Here is a 22984-nt window from a genome sequence, read left to right on the forward strand (position 1 = left end):
TTGGGCAAGCACTGCCATCCATATAAGGGCGGAAAATGAAAAAGCCACCCGAAGGTGGCTTTCTTTTGCAGACGAGGCGAAGACTATTAGTAAGCCTTGCCAGTCTTGTAGAAATTTTCGAAGCAGAAGTTGGTCGCGTCGATGTAGCCCTCAGCACCACCGCAGTCGAAACGCTTGCCCTTGAACTTGTAGGCCATGACGCAGCCGTTCTGGGCCTGCTTCATCAGGGCGTCGGTGATCTGGATTTCGCCGCCCTTGCCTGGTTCGGTCTGCTCGATCAGATCGAAGATGTCCGGGGTCAGGATGTAACGACCGATGATCGCCAGGTTCGACGGCGCGTCTTCCGGCTTTGGCTTCTCGACCATGCTGTGCACGCGGTAGATGTCGTCGCGGATCATTTCGCCAGCGATGACACCGTACTTGTTGGTTTCCTGCGGATCGACTTCCTGGATCGCGACGATCGAGCAGCGGAACTGCTTGTACAGCTTGACCATCTGGGTCAGTACGCCGTCGCCATCGATGTTCACGCACAGGTCGTCCGCCAGAACCACGGCGAACGGTTCGTCACCGATCAGCGGGCGGCCAGTCAGGATCGCGTGGCCCAGACCCTTCATTTCGGTCTGACGGGTGTAGGAGAACGAGCACTCGTCCAACAGCTTGCGGATACCGACCAGGTACTTTTCCTTGTCGGTGCCCTTGATCTGGTTTTCCAGCTCGTAACTGATGTCGAAGTGGTCTTCCAGAGCACGCTTGCCACGGCCGGTGACGATGGAGATTTCCGTCAGGCCCGCGTCCAGTGCTTCTTCAACGCCGTACTGGATCAGTGGCTTGTTTACCACCGGCAGCATTTCTTTAGGCATGGCTTTGGTCGCTGGGAGGAAGCGAGTGCCGTAACCGGCTGCTGGAAACAAGCATTTCTTGATCATATAAGTCCTTGAAAAGGCTGTGTGTACGAGTTTCGAGGCAGTCTAATCAGGCGGCGTGCGCCTTACAATGCCCCGCGCTGGCTAACCGATGCCAACATAGAGAAATATTCGCGCGGATAGTTCCATCCGGGTATTTCAGCGGCGGAGTCAGCGTAGCTCAAGATCCGGGCAAACAGGATCACCATACGCTTATCAGCCCCCATTGCGAGCATTTGCCGCTATCATGGCGCCTTTGAACCAGCGAATGAGACAGACTAGATGGCTGCGGTAAAAATCATCAACGGGTATGTGATCGACAAGAAAGACGGCAAGTGGACGCTGACCACTACCAATGGCGAACATATCGCCGGGCCTTTCGACAGCGAGCAGATGGCGACAGATGTGGCCTCGGTGTTCACTGATACGCCTGCTTCTTCCAAGCGCCGAGGCAAAGATCAGGACTGATCCTTTTAGCACTTGCGCCAAGCCCTGCCAGCATGCAGGGCTTTTTTGTGCTTTGTTGGCAAACAAGTGGCCAATCGCTATAACCTTTTCATCGCGGCGCTGTCAGAGCAACCAGTCCCCCACTTGAAGACCTCGCAACCATGAACCTGAACAAACTGCAGCCGCTTTTCGCGGTATTGGTACTGAGCGGCTGTGCCACTTCGCAGCCCACCTATCTGAACAATGGCGAACAGGGTCTGAGCATCGACTGTTCCGGCGAAGCCAACTCATGGGCCATGTGCTACGAAAAGGCCGATGCCTCCTGCGCCGGCACCGGCTATCGCATCGTCGGCACTGATGGCACACCGGCGCCCAAGGAAGATGACAAAACCCTGGGCGTTGACGTTGGCAACTACAAGACGCGCAACGTCGTGGTCGTCTGCAAGTAAGCCTTACATGTGGATTTCGGCGAATTTGATCCCGAGGCCACGGACGACCTCGATCAGGTCGTCGAGCCGATTGAAGGACTCGACCTCGTCATTGTCATCCACCAAAAAGTAGCTGCGCCCTGCACTCTTCTTGAAAAACACGATCCATTCACCCGGATTCGCCGGATTCTGGATGACATGAGTGGCAGAGATAAGGCCCTCTGCGTGGCGCTCCCGCACGTGCTCTCGCTTCATTGCGACTCCATATATGACAATGCCGCCACAGCAGGACTGTGACGGCATCGGGTGCTGATGTTCGCTAGTCTATCAGCCGGAAATACAGGCGTTCGCAGCTTTCTGTACATCGCGAGGGCGAACCGGCACGTTGGACATCCGCTCATGCAGCTTGATGCTGCTGCCGCCGGCGCGATCTTCGATATCAAACACGGCTGCCGGGCCTGACGAAAGTTTGCCGGGAACGATGACTCGTACACCGTCCTTCTGCGGCTGGACTTGCAACGCACCACGACTGTCAGCGAGCTTGTCGGTCAGACACTGCGCATACTCCTGGGGCTTTTTGCCGGAGATCACGCTCATGGTTGGCAGCGTTTCATTGATTTCGGAAACATTTGCACAACCGGCCATCGCCAGAATCAACGGCACACACACCACACCCCACTTCATAGAAATCCTCCGTTAAAGACCGTCCGACAGCACAAATGCCGCTTTTCTCCGGGGCCTTGTGCATTTAACCCGCCCGCCATGGCGAAGTTCTGTTCAAAATTTGTCAAAGCAACGCCCGACGGCCAGATAATAACCCGTGCGGGCTGATAAACTGCGCCCATCGACAAGCTATCGTTTTGATTTAGTAGAAAAAGCCCTTCTGGAGGCGCCCATGAAATTCATTCACCAGCGCGAGCACCTCAACGAAGACGACATCGTCGTCATTCAATGCTCGCAGATGTGCAACATCCGTTTGATGAACGACGCCAACTTCCGCAGCTTCAAAAACGGCGGCCGTCACACCTACCACGGCGGCGCGTTCGACACGTTCCCGGCACGCATCACCGCACCGAGCACCGGCTTCTGGAACATCACCATCGACACCGTCAACCGCCGCGCAATCAGCGTGACGCGCAAGCCGACGCTGACCCACTCGATCAAGATCATCCGTCGCTCCAGCACTAAACTGAGCTGAGACGCGCAGCCTATTCTGCAAGGGAAACATGACCGTGGCGCAAAAAACCAAATACGTGATCAAGTACAAACTGGACGGTGAACAGCGTTTCGAATTCGCTGAACTGGAAACCGGCACTGACGAGGAAGCGAAAGCGGCGCTGAAGAAAATGCACGCTGACGAAGAACTCAGTGACATCAAGGTCAGCAAAGCGCTGTAACCGAGTCATGCAACCGACCACGTTTGACCTGTTCGCCGACAACGAACCCGTACAGCAGCCCCGCGCCGAGCAGATCGGCGAACAATCGTGGGTGCTGCGCGGATTCGCCTTGCCACAGGTCGAGCAACTGCTGACCGAGCTCGACGCCATTCTTGCCGCCGCCCCGCTACGCCACATGGTCACGCCCGGCGGTTTCAGCATGTCGGTCGGCACCAGCAGTTGCGGACAGCTGGGTTGGATCACCGATCGCAGCGGTTACCGTTATTCCAGCGTCGATCCACTCAGCGGCTTGCCGTGGCCGTCGATGCCGGCGGTGTTTGCCGATCTGGCGCACGAGGCGGCGGAACGCGCCGGGTTTACGGGTTTTCAAGCCGACTCCTGCCTGATCAACCAATACGTCCCCGGCGCCAAGATGTCGCTGCATCAGGACAAAGACGAAAAAGGTTATGCCGCGCCCATCGTTTCGCTGTCGCTGGGTTTGCCGGCGATATTTCTGTTTGGCGGCTTCGAACGCAGCGATAAAACCCAGCGCATCCCGCTGCTGCATGGCGACATGGTGGTCTGGGGCGGCGTGGACCGCCTGCGCTATCACGGCGTGCTGCCAATCAAACCCGGCCATCACCCGCTCTTGGGCGAACGGCGCATCAACATCACCTTCCGCGTTGCTGGCGATCAATAAAAGTTTGACCGCAAGGCGCGGAGTGTTGCGGGTTACGATGCTGGTTAACCTGACTCAAACAGGTCAACGGATCCCCTCTCATGGACAAGCTTTCGAAGACAATCAGCATTGAACACGATCCCCGCTGGGCCGCTGTGGTGGCGCGCGATCCGCGTGCCGACGGGCAATTTGTCTATGCGGTCAAAACCACTGGCATCTACTGCAGACCGAGCAGTCTGGCGCGCCTGCCGAAACCGCAGAACGTCGAGTTTTTCGACAGCGCCGAACTGGCCGAAGCTGCCGGGTATCGGCCAAGCAAACGCGCCAGCAAGGATCAGAGTGATGCGCAGCATGCAGCGATCGTGGCTGCAGCCTGTCGGCAGATCGAGACCTGTGAGACGCTGCCGGCGCTCAACAGCCTCGCGGCCACCGCTGGCCTCAGCCCTTTTCATTTCCACCGGCTATTCAAAGCCGCGACCGGCCTGACGCCCAAGGCTTACGCCACGGCGCATCGCTCACGCAAACTGCGTGCGCGCCTGGCGGACGGCGGCTCGGTGACCGACGCGCTGTATGACGCTGGCTTCAATTCCAACAGCCGCTTTTACGAATCAGCCGATCAACTGCTGGGCATGAAGCCCACCGACTATCGCGCTGCCGGGCAGAACAACGACATTCGCTTTGCCGTTGGCCAATGCTCGCTGGGGGCGATTCTGGTGGCGCAAAGCGAACGTGGGATCTGCGCGATTCTGCTCGGCGACGATCCGCATCAGCTGGTCTGCAACCTGCAGGATCAGTTTCGCAAGGCCAACCTGATCGGCGCCGACCGCGAATTTGAACAGTTGATCGCCAGCGTCGTCGGCTTTGTCGAAGCGCCCGCGACGGGCCTGAAATTGCCGCTGGATATACGCGGCACAGCGTTTCAGGAGCGCGTCTGGCAGGCGCTGCGCGAGATCCCGCCAGGCAGCACGGCCAGTTACGCCGAGATCGCGCAACGCATCGGCGCGCCGACTTCGATGCGTGCGGTGGCCCAGGCTTGCGGGGCCAACCGTTTGGCGGTGGCGATTCCCTGCCACCGCGTGGTGCGCAGTGACGGCAATCTTTCCGGCTACCGCTGGGGCGTCGAGCGCAAACGCCAACTGCTTGAGCGCGAACTCAACGATTGACGTCGACCACCACCCTGCCCCGCAGTTGCCCGGCGAGTAATCTGGGCGCGGCCTCAAGGGCTTCGCTCAAGCTGATTTCGTGACTGATCAATTGCAATAACGAGAAATCCAGATCCTTGGCCAGTCGGCCCCAGGCCTCGATACGGCGCGCCTTGGGCTGGGTCACGCTGTTGATCCCGGCCAGCGTTACGCCGCGCAGAATGAACGGTGCTACCGAGGCCGGGAAATCCATGCCTTGCGCCAACCCGCATGCCGCGACCACGCCTTCCGAGCGTGTGCTGGCGCAAGCATTCGCCAGCGTATGACTACCGACCGAATCGACCACCGCCGCCCAGCGCTCTTTCGCCAACGGCTTGCCCGGTTCGGACAAGGTGGCTCGATCGATGATTTCGGCAGCACCCAATTGCTGCAGGTATTCATGCTCGGATACACGGCCGGTGGATGCCACCACGCGGTATCCCAACTTGCTGAGCAAGGCGATGGCAAAGCTGCCGACCCCGCCATTGGCGCCGGTGACCAGCACTTCGCCGTGATCCGGTGTCAGGCCATGGCGCTCCAGCGCCAGAATGCACAGCATTGCCGTGTAACCTGCGGTGCCGATGGCCATGGCTTGCGCCGGGGTGAAAGCTTCGGGCAGTGGAATCAGCCAGTCACCGTTGAGCCGAGCCTTTTGCGCCAGTCCGCCCCAGTGGCTTTCACCGACGCCCCAACCGTTGAGCAGCACCCGATCGCCCGCCTTGAAATCGGCATGCGAACTGGACTCGACAGTCCCCGCCAGGTCGATCCCCGGTACCATGGGAAACTTGCGCACCACCGGGCTGCTGCCGGTGATCGCCAGGCCATCTTTGAAATTCAGGGTGCTGTACGCGACGTTCACGCTGACGTTGCCTTCGGGCAGTTGCTGCTCATCGATTTGCTGCAGATTGGCGCGATAACCGCTGTCGTCTTTGTCGATCAGAATGGCATTGAACATGACGGCCCCTCGAAAATAATGGGAAGAAAGCGTGCCCTGAAATAACACATCGCAACACATTGCCACACTCGACTTTCGCTAAGCCACCCGCACCGACGCTGAAAAACTGCACGTAATGTTCAGAATTTCAGACTGGCCCCGCAGCCGGTTTTGCTGCTAAAACCGCTTGCCGTCCCTGCCCGTTTCATCGTTCGGAGAATTGCTTTATGAGCCAGTGGCCAGACACCCGTATCCTTGATCTTCTCGGTATCGAACTGCCGATCATCCAAGGCCCGATGGCCGGTGCGACCAATTCTTCGATGGTGATTGCCGTGTGCAATGCCGGCGGCCTCGGTTCAATGCCCGCAGCGATGCTGAGCATCGAGCAACTGCGCGAAGAACTGAAGACGATTCGCCAGCACACCACCAAGCCGTTCAACGTCAATTTCTTCTGCCATCAGCCACCGGCGCCTGATGAGCAGCGAGCCCGGGACTGGAAAAATCTGCTCGAACCTTACTACCGCGAACTCGGTGCCGATTTCGAGGCGCCGACGCCGGTGTCCAACCGTGCTCCTTTCGACGAGACTGCGTGTGCCGTGCTCGAAGAATTCCGCCCCGAAGTGGTGAGTTTTCATTTCGGGTTGCCGGAGAAAAATCTGCTTGATCGGGTCAAGGCAACCGGGGCGAAAATCCTTTCGTCTGCGACTACGGTCGAAGAAGCGATCTGGCTGGAGCAACACGGCTGCGATGCGATCATCGCCATGGGTTATGAGGCGGGCGGGCATCGCGGGATGTTTCTCAGCGATGATCTGAGCAGCCAGGTCGGCACCTTTGCACTGGTGCCGCAGGTGGTCGACGCGGTGAAGGTGCCGGTGATTGCGGCTGGTGCGATTAGCGATGCCCGAGGCGTAGCAGCCGCGTTGATGCTCGGCGCCTCGGCGGTGCAAGTCGGCACGGCGTTTCTGTTTACCCCGGAGGCGAAGGTCAGCGCCTCGCACCACAAGGCCCTGCGCACCGCCAAGGAAAGCGAGACCGCCATCACCAACATTTTCACCGGACGTCCGGCGCGGGGTATTGTCAATCGGGCGATGCGCGAACTCGGCCCGATGTCAGCGCAAGCGCCAGCCTTCCCGTTGGCCGGCGGCGCGCTGATGCCGCTGCGAGCCAAGGATGACGCCGATTTTGCCAATCTGTGGGCCGGTCAGGCGCTGACGTTGGGCAAGGATATCGGCAGCGCTGAACTGACCCGGCAACTCGCCGAGGGCGCATTGGCGAAACTCAACCGTCATTGAATCTACGCGGCGAGCGGATTTATTCCCTCGCCACTTGGCGGCATATCGCTATATATTTCCGTATACAGCGATTGCGCCCGTGTATCGGCGTTATCCAAAGCAAAGCATTCAATGCCGATCACGGAGCCTTTACATGACACCTGCTGCCACACGCCTCGCCCCTGCCTGTCTCGCCTCATTCCTCACATTTTTCAGCATCAGTGCCGCGCAAGCTGACGAAGTGCAAGTGGCGGTCGCCGCCAATTTCACCGCGCCAATCCAGGCCATCGCTGCCGATTTCGAAAAAGACACCGGGCACAAATTGGTTGCTGCTTACGGCGCAACCGGCCAGTTCTACACCCAGATCAAAAACGGCGCGCCCTTCCAAGTGTTTCTCGCAGCTGACGACAGCACCCCGGCAAAACTCGAACAGGAAGGCGAAACCGTCAAAGGCTCGCGCTTCACCTACGCCATTGGCACCCTGGCGCTGTGGTCGGCAAAAGAAGGTTATGTGGATGCACAGGGTGACGTGCTGAAAACCAACCAATACCAGCACTTGTCCATCGCCAACCCGAAAGCCGCGCCATACGGTCTCGCCGCCACCCAGGTGCTGGAAAAACTCCAGTTGAGCGAAGCCACGAAAAGCAAAATCGTCGAAGGCCAGAACATTACTCAGGCCTACCAGTTCGTCTCCACCGGCAACGCCGAACTGGGCTTTGTGGCGCTGTCGCAAATCTTCAAGAACGGCAAAATCAGCAGCGGCTCGGCATGGATTGTTCCGGCCACCCTGCATGATCCGATCAAACAGGACGCGGTGATCTTGAACAAAGGCAAGGACAGCGCTGCTGCCAAGGCCCTGGTCGATTACCTCAAAGGGCCGAAAGCCGCTGCGGTGATCAAATCCTTCGGATATGAACTGTAAATGTCGCTGACCAGTGCCGACTTCGCCGCGATCTGGCTGACCCTGAAACTGGCGTCGCTGACCACCGTGATCCTGCTGATAATCGGCACACCGATCGCGTTATGGCTGTCGCGCACCTCGTCTTGGTTGCGCGGCCCGATTGGCGCCATCGTCGCCCTGCCGCTGGTGCTGCCGCCGACGGTGATCGGCTTTTATCTGCTGCTGGCGCTGGGGCCGCACGGTTTTCTCGGCCAGTTCACTCAATGGCTGGGGCTGGGCACGCTGACGTTCAGTTTCACCGGGCTGGTGATCGGCTCGGTGATCTATTCCCTGCCGTTCGTGGTGCAACCGCTGCAAAACGCTTTCTCGGCAATCGGCACACGCCCGCTGGAAGTCGCCGCGACGTTGCGCGCCAATCCCTGGGACACGTTCTTCAGCGTGATCCTGCCGCTGGCGCGCCCCGGCTTCATCACCGCAGCGATTCTCGGCTTCGCCCACACCGTCGGTGAATTCGGCGTGGTGCTGATGATCGGCGGCAACATTCCCGACAAGACCCGCGTGGTCTCGGTGCAGATTTACGACCATGTCGAAGCGCTGGAATATGCCCAGGCGCACTGGCTGTCCGCGGCGATGCTGGTGTTCTCGTTTCTGGTGTTGCTGGCGCTGTATTCCAGCCGCAAAACCCGCGCAGGCTGGAGCTGATCGATGATTGATGTACGCCTGAAACGCACTTATCCGGGGTTCGAACTGGATGTTGATCTGCAAGTGCCGGGCCGGGGCGTCACCGCGCTGTTTGGCGATTCCGGCTCCGGCAAAACCACCTGCCTGCGCTGCATCGCCGGGCTGGAGCGCGCCGAGCAGGGTTTTGTGCAGATCAACGACGAGGTCTGGCAGGACAGCGCCAATGGCATCTTCGTAGCCCCGCATAAACGTGCGCTCGGCTACGTGTTTCAGGAAGCCAGCCTGTTCCCGCATCTGTCGGTGCTGGCCAATCTGGAGTTTGGTCTCAAACGCATCGCCAAGTCGCAACGCCGGGTCGATATCAACCAAGCGACCGAACTGCTCGGCATCGGCCATTTGCTCGAGCGCCATCCGCAGCATCTGTCCGGCGGCGAGCGGCAGCGCGTCGGCATCGCCCGCGCCCTGCTGACCAGCCCGAAACTGCTGCTGATGGACGAACCACTGGCGGCTCTCGACAGCCGGCGCAAAAGCGAAATCTTGCCGTACCTGCAACGCCTGCACGACGAACTGGATATTCCGCTGCTGTACGTCAGCCATGCCCAGGATGAAGTCGCGCGTCTGGCTGATCATCTGGTATTGCTCCGTGACGGCAAAGCCCTCGCCAGCGGCCCGATCGGTGAGACCCTCGCACGCCTGGATCTGCCCTTGGCAATGGGTGATGACGCCGGGGTGATCATCGAAGGTCAGGTCAGCGCCTACGACGCCACCTATCAATTGCTCAGCCTGCAACTGCCGGCCACTGCAATGAACATTCGCGTCACCCATGCGCCGATGGCCGTGGGCCAAGCCCTGCGCTGCAAGGTGCACGCCCGTGACATCAGCCTGGCGCTGAACAACGATGCAGCCAGCAGCATTCTCAATCGTCTGCCCGTTACCGTCATCAGCGAACAGGCCGCTGACAACAGTGCCCACGTGCTGATTCGCCTCGATGCCGGCGGCACGCCGCTGCTGGCGCGGATCACCCGCTTCTCGCGTGACCAATTGGGCGTGCACCCGGGCCAGCGGCTGTGGGCGCAGATCAAGGCGGTGGCGGTGCTCGCGTAAATCATTCGGCACGACGGCCAGCGCCTGCGGTCAATCAGTTACAGACTGCCGTATGACCGAAGGAAACCGCCATGCCCGATACCGTGCTGACAGATGCCCTGCCCGCCGATCTGCATTACGTCGATGACACTCAGCCTGGTATCACCCGGAAAAAACTGCGCGGCAAGTTCGTCTATTTCGAACCGTCGGGCCAGCGCATCACCGACCCGGAGGAAATCAAACGCATCAATGCCCTGGCGGTGCCGCCGGCTTACACCGATGTGTGGATCTGCGCCGACCCGCGCGGTCATCTGCAAGCCACCGGCCGCGATGCGCGCGGGCGCAAGCAGTACCGTTATCACGCGCGCTGGCGCGAAGTGCGCGACGCCGACAAATACTCGCGCCTGCGCGAGTTCGGCCTGGCCTTGCCCAAACTGCGGCGCCAGCTTGAGGCGCTGCTCGACGCCCCGGGCTTCAGCCGCGACAAGGTCATGGCCACGGTCATCACCCTGCTCGACGCCACGCTGATCCGCGTCGGCAATACCCAATATGCGCGGGACAATCGCTCTTATGGCCTGACCACGTTGCGCAGTCGGCATGTCGAGGTCAACGGCAGCGCGATCCTGTTCCAGTTCCGTGGCAAGAGCGGCATCGAGCACCAGATCACCGTCAAGGATCGGCGTCTGGCGCGAATCATCAAGCGCTGCCTGGAGATTCCCGGGCAAAACCTGTTTCAGTACCTTGACGAACACGGCGAACGGCACACTGTCACCTCCTCCGACGTCAACGCCTATCTGCAAAAGCTCACGGGCGCTGAATTCACCGCCAAGGACTACCGCACCTGGGCGGGCAGCGCATTGGCTTTGGCAGTGCTGCGCGAGTTGCAGCATGAGTCGGAAACCGAGGCCAAGCGCCATGTGGTCGAAGCGGTGAAGAACGTCGCCAAACAGCTGGGCAACACGCCGGCGGTGTGCCGCAAATGCTACATCCACCCTGCGGTGCTCGAACATTTCATGCTCGGCGCGCTCGCCGAACTGCCCCGCCCGCGCGTGCGCAAAGGCCTGCGCGCTGAGGAAGTAGCCTTGGCGATGTTTCTCGAGCGGATGTGTGAGGTGAGCGAGGCGTCCTGAGTCGCACAACCCCCCTGTAGGCTCACTCCTACAAGATTTGCCGATGAGCTGAGCTGGGTATTTTTTGCACGATCGCGCAGGGCTTCTATAGTTGATCTGAAGGTTCGCGCCATGCGGGCGTTTTGTTGCAACTCAGCCGTTTCAGCGAACGGAGGTGTTTCATGTCCGAGAAAGAGTCCATCACCACCCTCCTCACCCTGCTCGACGCCCGTCAGGCGCGCCTGGCAGCCGCCTGCAAAGAGATCGCCGACTGGGTTGATCACCAAGGCGGGCATCCGACAGCACTGCGCATCCGCGATCGACTGCACGACATCGAGAAGGATACGCCGCTTATTCGCGATACACTTTCGACGCTCAAGCCAATTGATCGGCCGTTGCCACGATTCAGATAGTCGAGGTTCAATTAACTTCAACAACCGGCTCGGCGTCGGTGTAACTGTTTTTCTTTATTATCCATCGCGATTGAGCGTAGCCCCTTTAGTTATATGTGCACTACTGGCCGATACAAGTTGAAAGTGCAGGCACCGCTCATCGGATCAATTAAAAAAAATCAAAACACCGTGAACCGATATGTAATCGAAGTAGGTGTCCATGACGAAAACGGACATCACTAGCGAAACGTTAATAGATATCGGAGAGCTATCATGACCACCGGAAATAAAAATACAGGTAACGCCGGCAACGATCGTGACAAGATGCAAGAGTCCGGGAAAAAAGGCGGACAGTCTGGCGGCAACTTCGCCAACGATCGTGAAAAAGCATCCGAGGCTGGTCGCAAAGGCGGACAATCCAGCCACAGTGGAGGTCGCAAGTCGTAAATGAGCGGTACAAGGGCAGCCTCGCTGCCCTTGTAATATTCGACGGAGCGCATAGATGAACACCTCCACACATACGCCTCCAAGCCAGTTACACCAACACGAAAGCGCTGAAGTTGTTCCAGAAGCGACGCGCGGCCCCCCGGAGAAGCTGCCGGACGACGCTGGGTCTTCGTGCATTGAAAGAGAACCAGGCCACCCGCAGCACAGCGATCGTGCCCAACATGAATGTTACGAGCGCAGGCAGTTGAACGTTGACTCTGAAAACTCTCGAGAAACGCAAACGACGCCAACGTACGAACGCTGCTCCTGACTCACGGGCACCAGTCCTTGCGCAAAGAGCCCGTTCGCAGAGCCCCGGCCCGTCGAGGAAATTGCCATGCCTGTTCACGTGATTAACTTTACCGGCCCGATCAATGCTTCAACCTGCGGTCAGCTGATTGATAGAGCCTCGCGTGCGGTAAAGGAAGATGCACCCAGGTTGATTCTGAACATCGCTACCATGGGTGGCGAATGCAGTTACGGTTTCACGATGTACAACTTTCTGATGGCGCTGCCCGTCCCGGTACACACGCATAACCTGGGAACGGTCGAGTCGATGGGCAATATCGTTTTCCTCGCCGGCCAGCGCCGCACTGCGTGCACTCATAGCAAGTTTCTGTTTCACCCTTTTCATTGGCACTTGCAGGGAGCGGTTGATCATTCGCGCATGTCGGAATATGCCATGAGCCTGGATTACGACTTGCATCTGTACGCGCAGATTGTCGCCGAGCGTACCAGTAACGGGAAAAATGCGTTGGAGACAGAAAAATACCTGACAGCGGCTCCGCGCATTATCAATCCTGAAGAAGCTTTGCATGCAGGTCTGATCACAGCGGTTGAAGACACCGAGATTCACGCAGACTTTGTCTGCTCATGCATTTACTCCTGAAGCCCCTCCTGAATAACGCGCCGTTTTAGATGCGTTTCATTCTAGTGAGATCGCCACTCTCAGCAGCGACATTACAAGATCATGTAGTGCATTGGCGCATCACTTGTACACGCCCCAACGGGCGGTATAACGCAAAACAAGCGGCGTATGCCGGTCATCCCAGCCAAAAGAATTTTCTCTGAATTATTTATTTCGCCAGACATCCCTCTTTTTAACAGCCGGAGGAAATGTATGAGCGCAGTGGACTTGTACGTGATCGAGTACCTGTTACATGGAAAGCCCAGGTCATTCGTCATTCGCACAAAAAACATGAACAACGCCGAAGCGTGGCAGTGGGCAAGTTGCGACGCAGGAATCGCGCCCATCCCGCGCCCCGGTCGGCCTCCGTTGAAACGTTTTTCCAAACCAATGGCGGAACGCTTCGGCGTAACCGAGGTGCAATGGCGCGAATCGGTGCCTCTGGTGTGGGAGGAGGATCACGCAAAATGAATGAGCGCACGTTGAAATTCGGTTTCGGCCGATCGTGGGATGACGAGATGGCAGAAAACGCCGCGATGTTCCGCGAGGCCGACCTGCTGGAAGAGGCGGCCTACAGAATCATTGAGCATGACGCCGACAGCCCTGAGTCTTGGGCTCGCTTCAGCGAAGCAAAAGCCTTGGCCGACGCCAAGCGAACGGCGGCCTATCAGGATTGGATGCGCATCAAGCGCGCAATGAGCAAGCCGCGCTCGAAATAGCAGCCTGGCAGGTCATGGTTTGAGGATCAGCAGCGGCTCGCCTTTCGGCACGACGTAAGTGGCCAGTTCCACGCCCTTTTCGCTGCCAATGTTTTTCGCCACATGCGCCACGCCCGCCGGAATGAACAACGAATCACCGGCCTTGAGTATTACCGGCGCCCGCCCTTCGAGCTGATACTCGAACGTGCCGCTGATGACATAGGCCACTTCCACGCCGGGATGAGCATGCCGAGGCGAGGTGACGCCAGCGTCGAAATCGATACGCGCCTGAATCACCTCGCGATTGTCAGCGCCGAGATCCTGGCGAACCAGATCAGTACGGCTCAGACCTTTCTGCCAGCTCGTCGCCGGCGCATCTGCCGCATGGGCGAAACCGGCAAGGGAGGCGAAGACAACGGCAGAAGCCAGAAACAGTGGACGGTACATGGTGGTGCCCTCTTGAACGTAGTGTTGGTGTGAGGGCTACTTTGGGCTCGGCATGTAAGGCGGATGTGTCTCGAAAGCGCAGTTTGGCGTTGCCGTGTGTATCCGCTGAGGGCTGATACACGCTTATACAAACGTGTCGCGGTCCCCGTCCGGGCCATGGTGGGAAAGAATCTGTAAACTGCCGCAATCTTCATTCACCCAAACAAGAGATGCCCATGGCCAATCAAGACATCATCTTCACGCCTGATCCGGACACCGATTCGATTTCTTCCGACGTCGCCACCTTTGGCGGGATCATGGTCTCGACGCAAATCCCGACCCGCGCCGATGGCAGCCTGGAACTCGGCGGGATCACCGAGCAAAGCGAGTGCACGCTGCAAGCGCTGAAAGTCGCCTTGGAACGTGCTGGCAGTTCGATGGACCGGGTGCTGCACCTGACCATTTACCTCACCGACATGGGCGATCGCGGGGCTTTCAATGAAGTGTACAAACGCTATTTCGCCAAGCCTTGGCCAGTGCGGGCAGCGGTGGGCGTCGCCTCGCTGGCGGTTGAAGGGATGCGTGTGGAGGTGACGGCGATGGCGGCCAAGGGCTGATTTGCGGAAATACTGCGTAGGCTGCCGCCACGATTCCGGTTGCGGCGTACGCAGTGAAATACTCAAGGGCGCGCGCCAAACACAGCAGCCACCAGGATGCGGCCGTTTGGCATGCGCTGGCTCGCTCGTTGAGCGAATTGGCGTCAACGGTCTATTCACAAAACTTAAAGGGGACCACTAGCTATAACAAACAGTTTACCTTCTGATACCCGGTATGTTTGCCCGCGGTGCTCGATTTCAAAATTGAATGTTGCCGTAATCGAATCGATGCCTTCTTCGTGTTTGCGAGCAAACTCTATTGTTCCTGTTTTCGCATATAAAATTTCATGCGACATAGTCATCAATCCCGCCACAGGGCTTCCGAACCCGCCAACTTCATGTCTACCGTCCGCAAGGGAGCGATCTATCACAAATGAAATAATCTCACCCACCTCGTCCGTAAAATATTGACCAATAACGCTAAACGTCTCTTTTGTGCCGAAATAAAGATGCCGAGTAGCGGAGAATATTGGCTTGCCTATGCCCGGATGATCGGGTGACACGACCGCTTTGTAATACACTTCGGCCGTCTTGCGAGGACGCGGTTTAAACGACGCGAAATCCGAGATACCAATCGTCGCGAAGGCGTTATTACCTTTCATGATATTAATCTCCAATGTCTTGCGTGATATAGGCCAGAGCGACTTTCCCGCTCCCACCTGATGTTCACGCTTTGGACGCGGGCGGACAACTGACAGTCTTTACAGTTATGCATTGCCTCGTATTGTGCTAGGTCCTTCGTACCTGATATCGGCACGCTGATGCCGCCCAGGTGTTTCACAGGTACAATGCGCCCCTTGCCCGTGACCGCCTGACTAAAAAAACTATGTCCTTGCCCAAGCATCACCTGGAATTGCTCAGCCCTGCCCGCGATGTCGCCATTGCCCGCGAGGCCATCCTGCATGGCGCTGACGCCGTGTACATCGGCGGCCCGAGCTTCGGCGCACGCCACAACGCCTGCAACGAAGTCAGCGAAATCGCCGAACTGGTCGAGTTCGCCCGCCGTTACCACGCACGCATCTTCACCACCATCAACACCATCCTGCACGACAACGAGCTGGAGCCGGCGCGCAAGCTGATCCATCAGTTGTACGACGCCGGCGTCGATGCGCTGATCGTTCAGGACCTGGGCGTGATGGAGCTGGACATTCCGCCGATCGAGCTGCACGCCTCGACCCAGACCGACATCCGCACCCTTGAGCGAGCGAAGTTCCTCGATCAGGCCGGTTTCTCCCAGCTGGTATTGGCCCGAGAACTGAACCTGCAAGAAATCCGCGCCATCGCCGATGAAACCGACGCGGCCATCGAATTCTTCATTCACGGCGCGCTGTGCGTGGCCTTCTCCGGCCAGTGCAATATTTCCCACGCGCAAACCGGCCGCAGTGCCAACCGGGGCGACTGCTCCCAGGCTTGCCGCTTGCCGTACACCTTGAAAGACGAAAAGGGTGGCGTGATCGCTTACGAAAAACACCTGCTGTCGATGAAAGACAACAACCAGAGCGCCAACATCCGCGCGCTGGTCGAAGCAGGCGTGCGTTCGTTCAAGATCGAAGGTCGCTACAAGGACATGGGCTATGTGAAGAACATCACTGCCTATTACCGCCAGCGTCTGGACGACGTGCTCGAAGACCGCCCTGACCTGGCCCGCGCCTCCAGCGGCCGCACCGTGCATTTCTTCCTGCCCGACCCGGAAAAGACCTTCCACCGTGGCAGCACCGACTATTTCGTCACCGATCGCAAGATCGACATCGGCGCCTTCGATTCACCAACCTTCACCGGTCTGCCAGTCGGCACGGTGGAAAAAGTCGGCAAGCGTGACATGCAGGTTGTCACTCACGAGCCGCTGTCCAACGGCGACGGCCTGAACGTGCTGGTCAAACGCGAAGTGGTCGGTTTCCGCGCCAACATCGCCGAGGCCAAAGGCGAGTTCGAAGAAGACGGCGAGAAGCGCTACCGCTACCGCGTCGAGCCGAACGAAATGCCCGAGGGCCTGTTCAAGCTGCGTCCAAGCCACCCGCTCAATCGCAACCTTGATCACAACTGGCAGCAGGCGTTGCAGAAAACTTCTTCGGAACGTCGCGTAGCCCTGAGCTGGTTCGCCTGCCTGCGCGAAGAACAGCTGGAAGTGACCGCGACCAGCGAAGAAGGCATCAGCGCCAGCGTCACCCTCAACGGGCCGTTTGGTGTCGCCAACAAGCCTGAACAAGCGCTGGAGCAATTGCGCGACCTGCTCGGCCAGCTCGGCACCACGCAGTATCACGCCACCGACATCAAGCTGGATGCGCCGCAAGCGTTCTTCATTCCCAACTCGCAGCTCAAGTCGCTGCGTCGCGAAGTGATCGAAGCGCTGACTGCGGCACGTGTCGCCGCGCATCCGCGTGGCAGCCGCAAGGCCGAGACCACGCCGCCGCCGGTGTACCCGGATTCGCACCTGACCTTCCTCGCCAACGTCTACAACCAGAAGGCGCGCGACTTCTACCACCGTCACGGCGTCAAGCTGATCGACGCGGCGTACGAAGCTCACGAAGAGCCAGGCGAGGTGCCGGTGATGATCACCAAGCACTGCCTGCGTTTCTCCTTCAACCTGTGCCCGAAGCAGGCCAAAGGCGTGACCGGCGTGCGCACCAAGGTCGCGCCGATGCAGTTGATCCACGGCGATGAAGTGCTGACGTTGAAGTTCGATTGCAAGCCGTGCGAGATGCACATCATCGGCAAGATGAAAGGCCACATCCTCAACCTGCCGCAGCCGGGCAGCGTGGTCGGCCACATCAGCCCTGAAGACCTGATGAAAACCATCCCGCGCGCACCGCACTGAGTGACCGGCGTGCGCGGTGCTTCGGCATCGCGCACGCCTGCTTGGCTCAAGCGCAGTAAATCGCAGGCATAAAAAAACGCCAACTTCTTGCGAAGTTGGCGTTTTTTCGTAGATGGCAGGGGCGGCTGGATTCGAACCAACGCATGGCAGGATCAAAACCTGCTGCCTTACCGCTTGGCGACGCCCCTGTAGCTCTGTCAGCGGCTCCGTTAGGATCGCTGTGAGAACGGGGCGCAATTTAACAACATTCATTTCATTTGGGAAGCCCGGAATAAATTTTTTTTTGTTTTAAAACAGCCACTTATTATTTTCGCGCGAAAACTCACCGTTTCATCGCCATGTATCACACTGTGTACGCGCCCCGCTGCTACACAACCCAATGCAAAAACGCTCTCTGGCGACACAGAGCAGATACCTCGCCACGCTTCAATGCACCCAGGGTTTCAAGGGTTCATCCAGCCCCTTGGCCACAGGCTCGCAAAGGAGACGTCAGCATGAAACAGGCTCTGCACACCTCTAAAATCACCGCCGCGCTCGGCTTGTCAGTCCTGGCGCTGTCACTGTTCGGCGCCGTCGGCAGCGCTCAGGCGCAAACCACAGAACCCGCCGCCGTCAGCTATTCCGCGCCCTCGCCTTTCGGCCCGCTGAAGCACATCAAGGCTGGCTTGCTCGACGTGGCCTACGCCGAAACCGGCCCCGCTGATGGCCCAGTGGTGATTCTGCTGCACGGCTGGCCCTACGACATTCACAGCTACGACGAAGTCGCACCACTGCTCGCGGCCAAGGGTTACCGCGTGCTGATGCCGTATGCACGCGGTTATGGCGACACGCAGTTCCTGTCCAAAAACACCCTGCGCAACGGCCAACCGGCGGCGCTGGCCAGCGACGTGATCGACTTCATGGATGCGCTGAAGATCAAGCAAGCAGTGCTGGGCGGCTACGACTGGGGCGCGCGTTCGGCGGACATCGTCGCGGCCTTGTGGCCAGAGCGCGTGAAGGCGCTGGTGGCGGTCAGCGGCTACCTGATCGGCAATCAGGCCGCCGGGCAAAACCCGCTGCCGCCGAAAGCCGAATTGCAATGGTGGTACCAGTTCTACTTCGCCACCGAACGCGGCCGTGCCGGCTATGAAAAAAACACCCACGACTTCGCCAAACTGATCTGGCAGCTGGCTTCGCCGCAGTGGAAGTTCGACGACGCCACTTTCGACCGCAGCGCCCAAGCGTTGCAGAACCCCGATCACGTCGAAATCACCGTGTTCAACTACCGCTGGCGGCTGGGCCTGGTGCAGGGCGAGGCGAAATATGCCGCGCTGGAAGAAAAATTGGCTACTGCGCCTTCGATCAGCGTGCCGACGATTACCCTGGAAGGCGACGCCAATGGTGCGCCACATCCCAAGCCTGAGGACTATGCCAAGCGTTTTACCGGGAAATATCAGTTCCGGTTGATTGAGGGTGGGGTTGGGCACAATTTGCCCCAGGAAAGCCCGGCGGCGTTTGCGCAAGCTGTAATCGATGCTGATCGTCTCTGACAGACCCGCCCTCAATACCCCTCACCCTAGCCCTCTCCCGGAGGGAGAGGGAACTGATTGGGGGATATTCGAGATTTACGCCGACCTGAAAGCGCTGTATTGAATCCAAAGTCGACGTCCATCTTTCAGGTCGATGTACAGCGCAAGATACCTCGGTCGGCTCCCTCTCCCTCTGGGAGAGGGCTGGGGTGAGGGTTTTTGGGGATTGCACCGGTCGATCTATTTAACCAGCCGTTTTTCCTTCGAAGGCCGATAACCAAAATACGAGCTGTAGCACTTGCTGAAATGGCTCGGTGAAACGAAACCACACGCCACCAGCACTTCCACCTGCGACAGCTCGGTATGTTGCAGCAGGCGCCGTGCTTCGGTGATGCGCAGTTCCAGGTAATAGCGCTGCGGCGTGGTGCCCAGTTGTTCCTTGAACAAGCGCTCGAGCTGGCGCCGTGAGCGGCCGGCGTAGACCGCCAATTGTTCCAGCTCCAACGGTTCTTCGAGGTTGGCGTCCATCAGCTTGATCACTTCCCGCAACGGCGCGCTGACGCAGATGTTTTCATCCGGTTTGATCCGCCGGTAGCGCGATTCCTCAAACGCCAGAATGTCCTCGACACCCTCGACCAGCGCCTTGCCGTGCAGGCTTTTGATCCAGTCCAGCGCCATGTGGAAAGCCCCCGATGGGCTCGACGCGGTGAGACGGTCGCGGTCGATCACATAAGGCTCGCTGCTGACGTGCGTAGCCTTGGCAATTTCCGTCAACGCGGGGCGATGTTCCGGGTGAATCGCGCAACGGTAGCCGTCGAGCAACCCGGCACGCCCGAGAAACCACGAACCATTCCACAACCCGGCCAGACTGACGCCCCGCTCCGCCGCCAGTTTGAGCAAGTGCACAAACCCATCGCTCGCTCGCAGTTCAGTGCGATAACCGCCGCAGACCACCAGCAGATCCAATTCCTCGAGCGCTGCTGAGTCCAGACGCGCATCGGGGCGGATCACCAGCCCCAGGTCGCTGATGACCTCGCCCTCACCCAGCCCGAAGGTGCGCGAGGTAAACAGCCCCGGGCGCAACAGATTGGTAGTCACCACGGCGTCCAGCGTCTGCGTAAAGGCCGGTAGCGAAAAGTGTTCGAGCAGCAGAAAACCGGTGCGCGTCAACTGCGCGTTATCGCTTTGCTCATTCAGATAGCGGAGGTTTTTCCCCTTCATGCCTCCGCTGAATTGGCGTCGTTCGGTCAAGTTTCAATCCATCGGTCAAATTGTTGTGCGCCGATAGTTGGCCGGAACCGGTAAAGAGTCAATCACGTCATCAGGCCACACCTTCAAACAACCCATGGCCGTCGCCCCGGGTATCTCAAACGATCGTATTCAACCCCGCCCCGAGCCGACCTTCGAGGCGCCCAAACAGGACGTAGTGTTGATAGCCACTGGAGAAGGCGCCTGTGGCGATTGCAGTCTTTACGTCGGCATTGAGGCGCAAATATTGCTCCTCATCGAAGTGCTCGGCGCTGACTTCACCTGTACGGCCCAGACGTTCGCTATCGATCGGCTGTTCGAGAATCGTGCGTCGTTGAAAGTCGATGATGCGATTGACCGCATGACTCTCCAGCGGCCCCTTGTTGGGCGATGCGGAGTAGATGTGCAGACCGTTCTTCGCGCAGCGGCTGCACAAGTCCACGCAGTTCTTTTGCGTGGATTTGCGACTCATCAATTCCTGCACCGGCATGTCCAGATACTTGCCGACGCTGTATTCCGCCTGATTGAAAATCGTGCAGCACAGCACGGTATTGCCATTGCAATCGAGTACCAGCCAATCATCTTTCAGGGTGCACGCCTGTTTGGGGTATTGCTTGACCAGATTGACCAGGTCTGCATACGGTGGCAACGCTAGGCGCTTGAGGGTTTCCCGGTCCGTGTCGGTGACCGAGGCATCGTCTTCGACGATGGCGAAGGTTTTTTCCAGCGGCATCATCACCGAGTAGCCGGTGGAGAAATTGAAACCCAGGCGCTCGCTGAACTCGCGCATCAGCCCCTCTTCTTCGAGGTTATCCAGATAGCGGTGGTAATAGACCTCGATAAGCGTATTCAGGCCGTGACGCTGCTTGAGGTCATGCAGCTTGATCATGTTCTGCTTGACCACTTCGATGTCGCCGCCGACATGCCCTTGGCGGTAGGTATCCTGGTGGAACCCGGACAGGGAGACACGGAAGAACCAGGGATTGGCGAGCATCGCGCTTTCAATGTTCTTGGCCAGGTTAAGGTTGGAGCTGATGCCGCTTTGCAAGCCAGCTGCGTTGATGATTTCGACGAACTCACCAATGCGCGGGTGAATCAACGGCTCGGTCCAGTTGTACAAGAAGATCGCCTTGACCCCTTCACGACGTGCCTTATCGACAATCTGCGTGAACATATCGAGCTGCATGGCTTTCTTGAAATTGGCATTTTCCGAATTACCCATCGGGCATGACGGGCAGCTCAGATTGCAGGCGCCGACGATATCGATGTACATATTCATTACGCGCATAGCTCCTTGGGTCGAACGTGCGCCTCTCATCACGAGCACGTTCGGGTCGCCGGGTTGGTTGTTTTTCTGACGACCTGCCTTCACGTAAAGCAATAAGCGCACCAGAGCCCTACGCCATTAACGCCACAATCCAGTCGATAAATACCCGCAATTTCAAGCTGACATGCCGGTTCGGCGGATACGCGACGTAAAGCGGCATGCTTTCCAGGCGCCAGCCCTCAAACAACGGCACGAGCTCGCCGCGCGCGACATGCGCATCGGCCATATACGTCGGCAACCACAACACCCCCATGCCCGCCAGTCCCGCCGCTAGATAGGCATTGCCGTCATCTACCGCAAGCACATGCCGGCCCTTGATCTGCAAGCGCTCGGTGCCGTTGTGCAACGTGTACGGAAGAGGTTTACCAGTGCGAGCCCAAAGAAACGCGACCACCCGATGATGGGAGTCTTCCAGTTCGCGTGGATGGTCGGGCGTACCTTCGCGAGCCAGATAAGCCGGCGCGGCAAATACCCCCAATGGTAGATCGGCGAGCTTGCGCGCCATCAGCGATTGATCGAGCAATTCGCCGCCGCGCACCACGCAATCGACGTTCTCATCGATGATGTCGACGATGCGGTCGCTGACGCCCATGTCGATCTGGATGTCCGGGTAGCGCGCATGAAACTCCGGCAACGCCGGCACCAGAATGTGCCGCGCGAACGGGCTCGGCACGTCGATGCGCAAGCGCCCCCGTGGCCGTGCGGCGGCACCGGGCAGGCTGGTTTCGGCGTCGTCCATGTCGGCCAGCAACTTGATCACCCGCTCGTAATACGCCGCACCATCGGCGGTGACGTTGACCTTGCGCGTAGTGCGATTGAGCAGCTTGACCCGCAGCCGCGCCTCCAGCTGCTGCACCAGTTGCGTCACCGTGGTCTTGCTCATGTGCAGGGTTTCGGCAGCTTTGGTGAAACTGCCCGCCTCGACCACCCGGGCAAAGGCCTGCATCGCATCGAACCGGTCCATCCGCGCCCCTCGATTGTTTGGAATTTGCAAACAGTGAACGCCAAGCTTGCGCGTTTATCCAGCAGCTGCAAACACCTAAAGTCACCCCATCAACCACTGATGGAGTCAGCCCCATGTCCAAGCGCGATGTAGTTTTTCCACCTGCCCGCCACGCCCTGTATGAACGTCACCGTTACTCGCCGGCGATTCGCTCCAACGGTTTCCTGTTTGTCTCCGGACAAGTCGGCAGCCGTGAGGATGGCTCGCCCGAGGCCAATCTGCGCGATCAGGTGCGCACCGCCTTCCACAACCTCAACGCGATCCTCGCTGCGGCCGGTTGCAGCTTCGATGATGCGGTGGATGTCACCGTGTTCATGGTCGATCCGCACTCGACGTTCGAAACGATCTGGACTGTGGTGCCGGAGTTCTGGGGCGAAGCGCCGTTTCCGACCATCACCGCTGTCGGCGTGACCTGGCTGGCGGGTTTCGATTTCGAGATCAAGGTGATTGCCAAACTGCCCGAGGCGGCTTGACCACAACCGTACACAAACAGACACACCGCGCCGGCACGGAGGCTGGCCAATCT

28 protein-coding genes, 1 tRNA gene and 1 pseudogene are annotated in these 22984 nt (G+C 58.8%); 20 read left to right on the top strand and 10 right to left on the bottom strand.

Annotated elements, in window-relative coordinates; all coding sequences use genetic code 11:
* Positions 1–86 precede the first annotated feature (86 nt).
* Positions 87–926 (bottom strand): UTP--glucose-1-phosphate uridylyltransferase GalU, encoded by an 840-nt coding sequence (gene galU, locus NF676_RS14940; protein WP_024013124.1) that lies wholly within the window; start codon positions 924–926, stop codon positions 87–89.
* Between the two features lie 258 nt (positions 927–1184).
* Here galU and NF676_RS14945 point away from each other — a divergent pair, with 258 nt between their 5' ends.
* On the top strand, positions 1185–1370 hold the full coding sequence (locus tag NF676_RS14945; RefSeq protein WP_016774922.1) for a hypothetical protein: 186 nt from the start codon (positions 1185–1187) through the stop codon (positions 1368–1370).
* Positions 1371–1510: 140 nt separating this feature from the next.
* Positions 1511–1798 (top strand): hypothetical protein, encoded by a 288-nt coding sequence (locus tag NF676_RS14950; protein WP_016774923.1) that lies wholly within the window; start codon positions 1511–1513, stop codon positions 1796–1798.
* A gap of 3 nt (positions 1799–1801) precedes the next feature.
* On the opposite strand, the gene NF676_RS14955 is transcribed toward NF676_RS14950, so the two are convergent.
* Both NF676_RS14955 and NF676_RS14960 read right to left on the bottom strand, forming a co-directional pair.
* Entirely contained in the window at positions 1802–2032 is a 231-nt protein-coding gene (locus NF676_RS14955) for a hypothetical protein (RefSeq protein ID WP_016774924.1), read from the bottom strand.
* 72 nt (positions 2033–2104) lie between these two features.
* On the bottom strand, positions 2105–2461 hold the full coding sequence (locus NF676_RS14960; RefSeq protein WP_016774925.1) for a hypothetical protein: 357 nt from the start codon (positions 2459–2461) through the stop codon (positions 2105–2107).
* Between the two features lie 211 nt (positions 2462–2672).
* On the opposite strand from NF676_RS14960, the gene NF676_RS14965 reads away from it, so the two are divergent.
* The 4 genes from NF676_RS14965 to ada all read left to right on the top strand — a co-directional run bounded on the left by NF676_RS14965 (position 2673) and on the right by ada (position 4995).
* On the top strand, positions 2673–2975 hold the full coding sequence (locus NF676_RS14965; protein ID WP_007912251.1) for a DUF1883 domain-containing protein: 303 nt from the start codon (positions 2673–2675) through the stop codon (positions 2973–2975).
* A 28-nt stretch (positions 2976–3003) separates the two neighbouring features.
* On the top strand, positions 3004–3174 hold the full coding sequence (locus NF676_RS14970; protein ID WP_016774926.1) for a hypothetical protein: 171 nt from the start codon (positions 3004–3006) through the stop codon (positions 3172–3174).
* A 7-nt stretch (positions 3175–3181) separates the two neighbouring features.
* Complete coding sequence (gene alkB / locus NF676_RS14975) at positions 3182–3853, top strand: DNA oxidative demethylase AlkB (RefSeq protein WP_252886303.1); 672 nt, start codon at positions 3182–3184, stop codon at positions 3851–3853.
* An 80-nt stretch (positions 3854–3933) separates the two neighbouring features.
* Positions 3934–4995, top strand: a complete 1062-nt coding sequence (gene ada / locus NF676_RS14980; RefSeq protein WP_252886304.1) for a bifunctional DNA-binding transcriptional regulator/O6-methylguanine-DNA methyltransferase Ada — start codon at positions 3934–3936, stop codon at positions 4993–4995.
* On the opposite strand, the gene acuI is transcribed toward ada, so the two are convergent.
* Positions 4985–5968 carry an acrylyl-CoA reductase (NADPH) gene (gene acuI / locus NF676_RS14985; protein ID WP_252878298.1) on the bottom strand — a complete coding sequence of 328 codons (984 nt, stop codon included), beginning with the start codon at positions 5966–5968 and terminating at the stop codon, positions 4985–4987. The two genes, ada and acuI, sit on opposite strands and share 11 nt — an antisense overlap.
* Positions 5969–6174: 206 nt before the next feature.
* On the opposite strand from acuI, the gene NF676_RS14990 reads away from it, so the two are divergent.
* The 10 genes and pseudogenes from NF676_RS14990 (at position 6175) to NF676_RS15035 (ending at position 13496) form a co-directional block, all read left to right on the top strand.
* Complete coding sequence (locus tag NF676_RS14990; protein WP_056789622.1) at positions 6175–7239, top strand: NAD(P)H-dependent flavin oxidoreductase; 1065 nt, start codon at positions 6175–6177, stop codon at positions 7237–7239.
* Positions 7240–7372: 133 nt separating this feature from the next.
* The gene (modA, locus tag NF676_RS14995; RefSeq protein ID WP_252886305.1) at positions 7373–8140 is read left to right on the top strand and encodes a molybdate ABC transporter substrate-binding protein; all 768 of its coding nucleotides are present in this window, start codon (positions 7373–7375) and stop codon (positions 8138–8140) included.
* On the top strand, positions 8141–8821 hold the full coding sequence (modB, locus tag NF676_RS15000; protein ID WP_041480153.1) for a molybdate ABC transporter permease subunit: 681 nt from the start codon (positions 8141–8143) through the stop codon (positions 8819–8821).
* Between the two features lie 3 nt (positions 8822–8824).
* Positions 8825–9904 carry a molybdenum ABC transporter ATP-binding protein gene (gene modC / locus NF676_RS15005; RefSeq protein ID WP_252886306.1) on the top strand — a complete coding sequence of 360 codons (1080 nt, stop codon included), beginning with the start codon at positions 8825–8827 and terminating at the stop codon, positions 9902–9904.
* A 71-nt stretch (positions 9905–9975) separates the two neighbouring features.
* Positions 9976–11013, top strand: a complete 1038-nt coding sequence (locus NF676_RS15010) for a DNA topoisomerase IB (protein WP_252886307.1) — start codon at positions 9976–9978, stop codon at positions 11011–11013.
* Between the two features lie 161 nt (positions 11014–11174).
* Complete coding sequence (locus NF676_RS15015; RefSeq protein WP_076562638.1) at positions 11175–11405, top strand: hypothetical protein; 231 nt, start codon at positions 11175–11177, stop codon at positions 11403–11405.
* Positions 11406–11714: 309 nt separating this feature from the next.
* Positions 11715–11831, top strand: a pseudogene (locus NF676_RS15020) (con-10 family general stress protein); the annotation flags it as partial.
* 376 nt (positions 11832–12207) lie between these two features.
* Entirely contained in the window at positions 12208–12759 is a 552-nt protein-coding gene (locus tag NF676_RS15025) for an ATP-dependent Clp protease proteolytic subunit (RefSeq protein ID WP_041480149.1), read from the top strand.
* Positions 12760–12990: 231 nt separating this feature from the next.
* Entirely contained in the window at positions 12991–13248 is a 258-nt protein-coding gene (locus NF676_RS15030) for a DUF6555 family protein (RefSeq protein WP_041480147.1), read from the top strand.
* Between the two features lie 11 nt (positions 13249–13259).
* Positions 13260–13496, top strand: a complete 237-nt coding sequence (locus NF676_RS15035) for a hypothetical protein (protein ID WP_353956296.1) — start codon at positions 13260–13262, stop codon at positions 13494–13496.
* A gap of 12 nt (positions 13497–13508) precedes the next feature.
* On the opposite strand, the gene NF676_RS15040 is transcribed toward NF676_RS15035, so the two are convergent.
* Positions 13509–13922, bottom strand: coding sequence for a cupin domain-containing protein (locus tag NF676_RS15040; RefSeq protein WP_056789598.1), 414 nt, complete (start codon positions 13920–13922; stop codon positions 13509–13511).
* 215 nt (positions 13923–14137) lie between these two features.
* Here NF676_RS15040 and NF676_RS15045 point away from each other — a divergent pair, with 215 nt between their 5' ends.
* A complete protein-coding gene (locus NF676_RS15045) occupies positions 14138–14518 on the top strand; it encodes a RidA family protein (protein ID WP_024013136.1) in 381 nt (126 codons plus the stop codon).
* 164 nt (positions 14519–14682) lie between these two features.
* Here NF676_RS15045 and NF676_RS15050 read toward each other — a convergent pair whose 3' ends face one another.
* Positions 14683–15159 (bottom strand): hypothetical protein, encoded by a 477-nt coding sequence (locus NF676_RS15050; protein WP_252886308.1) that lies wholly within the window; start codon positions 15157–15159, stop codon positions 14683–14685.
* A 224-nt stretch (positions 15160–15383) separates the two neighbouring features.
* Between NF676_RS15050 and NF676_RS15055 the strand changes: the two genes are divergently transcribed.
* Positions 15384–17372 carry a peptidase U32 family protein gene (locus NF676_RS15055; RefSeq protein WP_252886309.1) on the top strand — a complete coding sequence of 663 codons (1989 nt, stop codon included), beginning with the start codon at positions 15384–15386 and terminating at the stop codon, positions 17370–17372.
* A gap of 113 nt (positions 17373–17485) precedes the next feature.
* On the opposite strand, the gene NF676_RS15060 is transcribed toward NF676_RS15055, so the two are convergent.
* Positions 17486–17560, bottom strand: a tRNA-Gln gene (locus NF676_RS15060).
* A 306-nt stretch (positions 17561–17866) separates the two neighbouring features.
* Here NF676_RS15060 and NF676_RS15065 point away from each other — a divergent pair.
* Positions 17867–18901: an alpha/beta fold hydrolase gene (locus NF676_RS15065; RefSeq protein WP_095180156.1), complete on the top strand. Its 1035-nt coding sequence runs from the start codon at positions 17867–17869 to the stop codon at positions 18899–18901.
* A 219-nt stretch (positions 18902–19120) separates the two neighbouring features.
* Here NF676_RS15065 and NF676_RS15070 read toward each other — a convergent pair whose 3' ends face one another.
* The 3 genes from NF676_RS15070 to NF676_RS15080 form a co-directional block, all read right to left on the bottom strand.
* Positions 19121–20131, bottom strand: coding sequence for a GlxA family transcriptional regulator (locus tag NF676_RS15070; protein WP_191636952.1), 1011 nt, complete (start codon positions 20129–20131; stop codon positions 19121–19123).
* Positions 20132–20246: 115 nt separating this feature from the next.
* Entirely contained in the window at positions 20247–21407 is a 1161-nt protein-coding gene (locus NF676_RS15075) for a radical SAM protein (protein WP_252884317.1), read from the bottom strand.
* 118 nt (positions 21408–21525) lie between these two features.
* Entirely contained in the window at positions 21526–22419 is an 894-nt protein-coding gene (locus NF676_RS15080; RefSeq protein ID WP_056789579.1) for a LysR family transcriptional regulator, read from the bottom strand.
* Between the two features lie 113 nt (positions 22420–22532).
* Between NF676_RS15080 and NF676_RS15085 the strand changes: the two genes are divergently transcribed.
* Positions 22533–22931 carry a RidA family protein gene (locus tag NF676_RS15085; RefSeq protein ID WP_252886310.1) on the top strand — a complete coding sequence of 133 codons (399 nt, stop codon included), beginning with the start codon at positions 22533–22535 and terminating at the stop codon, positions 22929–22931.
* Positions 22932–22984 lie beyond the last annotated feature (53 nt).

The organism is Pseudomonas siliginis (assembly GCF_024072275.1).
Lineage (GTDB): Bacteria > Pseudomonadota > Gammaproteobacteria > Pseudomonadales > Pseudomonadaceae > Aquipseudomonas > Aquipseudomonas siliginis.

Excerpts from the sequence above, each read along its gene's own strand:
- galU (WP_024013124.1), bottom strand. The coding sequence starts at position 926 with ATGATCAAGAAATGCTTGTTTCCAGCAGCCGGTTACGGCACTCGCTTC.
- NF676_RS14945 (WP_016774922.1), top strand. The coding sequence starts at position 1,185 with ATGGCTGCGGTAAAAATCATCAACGGGTATGTGATCGACAAGAAAGAC.
- NF676_RS14950 (WP_016774923.1), top strand. The coding sequence starts at position 1,511 with ATGAACCTGAACAAACTGCAGCCGCTTTTCGCGGTATTGGTACTGAGC.
- NF676_RS14955 (WP_016774924.1), bottom strand. The coding sequence starts at position 2,032 with ATGAAGCGAGAGCACGTGCGGGAGCGCCACGCAGAGGGCCTTATCTCT.
- NF676_RS14960 (WP_016774925.1), bottom strand. The coding sequence starts at position 2,461 with ATGAAGTGGGGTGTGGTGTGTGTGCCGTTGATTCTGGCGATGGCCGGT.
- NF676_RS14965 (WP_007912251.1), top strand. The coding sequence starts at position 2,673 with ATGAAATTCATTCACCAGCGCGAGCACCTCAACGAAGACGACATCGTC.
- NF676_RS14970 (WP_016774926.1), top strand. The coding sequence starts at position 3,004 with ATGACCGTGGCGCAAAAAACCAAATACGTGATCAAGTACAAACTGGAC.
- alkB (WP_252886303.1), top strand. The coding sequence starts at position 3,182 with ATGCAACCGACCACGTTTGACCTGTTCGCCGACAACGAACCCGTACAG.
- ada (WP_252886304.1), top strand. The coding sequence starts at position 3,934 with ATGGACAAGCTTTCGAAGACAATCAGCATTGAACACGATCCCCGCTGG.
- acuI (WP_252878298.1), bottom strand. The coding sequence starts at position 5,968 with ATGTTCAATGCCATTCTGATCGACAAAGACGACAGCGGTTATCGCGCC.
- NF676_RS14990 (WP_056789622.1), top strand. The coding sequence starts at position 6,175 with ATGAGCCAGTGGCCAGACACCCGTATCCTTGATCTTCTCGGTATCGAA.
- modA (WP_252886305.1), top strand. The coding sequence starts at position 7,373 with ATGACACCTGCTGCCACACGCCTCGCCCCTGCCTGTCTCGCCTCATTC.
- modB (WP_041480153.1), top strand. The coding sequence starts at position 8,141 with ATGTCGCTGACCAGTGCCGACTTCGCCGCGATCTGGCTGACCCTGAAA.
- modC (WP_252886306.1), top strand. The coding sequence starts at position 8,825 with ATGATTGATGTACGCCTGAAACGCACTTATCCGGGGTTCGAACTGGAT.
- NF676_RS15010 (WP_252886307.1), top strand. The coding sequence starts at position 9,976 with ATGCCCGATACCGTGCTGACAGATGCCCTGCCCGCCGATCTGCATTAC.
- NF676_RS15015 (WP_076562638.1), top strand. The coding sequence starts at position 11,175 with ATGTCCGAGAAAGAGTCCATCACCACCCTCCTCACCCTGCTCGACGCC.
- NF676_RS15025 (WP_041480149.1), top strand. The coding sequence starts at position 12,208 with ATGCCTGTTCACGTGATTAACTTTACCGGCCCGATCAATGCTTCAACC.
- NF676_RS15030 (WP_041480147.1), top strand. The coding sequence starts at position 12,991 with ATGAGCGCAGTGGACTTGTACGTGATCGAGTACCTGTTACATGGAAAG.
- NF676_RS15040 (WP_056789598.1), bottom strand. The coding sequence starts at position 13,922 with ATGTACCGTCCACTGTTTCTGGCTTCTGCCGTTGTCTTCGCCTCCCTT.
- NF676_RS15045 (WP_024013136.1), top strand. The coding sequence starts at position 14,138 with ATGGCCAATCAAGACATCATCTTCACGCCTGATCCGGACACCGATTCG.
- NF676_RS15050 (WP_252886308.1), bottom strand. The coding sequence starts at position 15,159 with ATGAAAGGTAATAACGCCTTCGCGACGATTGGTATCTCGGATTTCGCG.
- NF676_RS15055 (WP_252886309.1), top strand. The coding sequence starts at position 15,384 with ATGTCCTTGCCCAAGCATCACCTGGAATTGCTCAGCCCTGCCCGCGAT.
- NF676_RS15065 (WP_095180156.1), top strand. The coding sequence starts at position 17,867 with ATGAAACAGGCTCTGCACACCTCTAAAATCACCGCCGCGCTCGGCTTG.
- NF676_RS15075 (WP_252884317.1), bottom strand. The coding sequence starts at position 21,407 with ATGAATATGTACATCGATATCGTCGGCGCCTGCAATCTGAGCTGCCCG.
- NF676_RS15080 (WP_056789579.1), bottom strand. The coding sequence starts at position 22,419 with ATGGACCGGTTCGATGCGATGCAGGCCTTTGCCCGGGTGGTCGAGGCG.
- NF676_RS15085 (WP_252886310.1), top strand. The coding sequence starts at position 22,533 with ATGTCCAAGCGCGATGTAGTTTTTCCACCTGCCCGCCACGCCCTGTAT.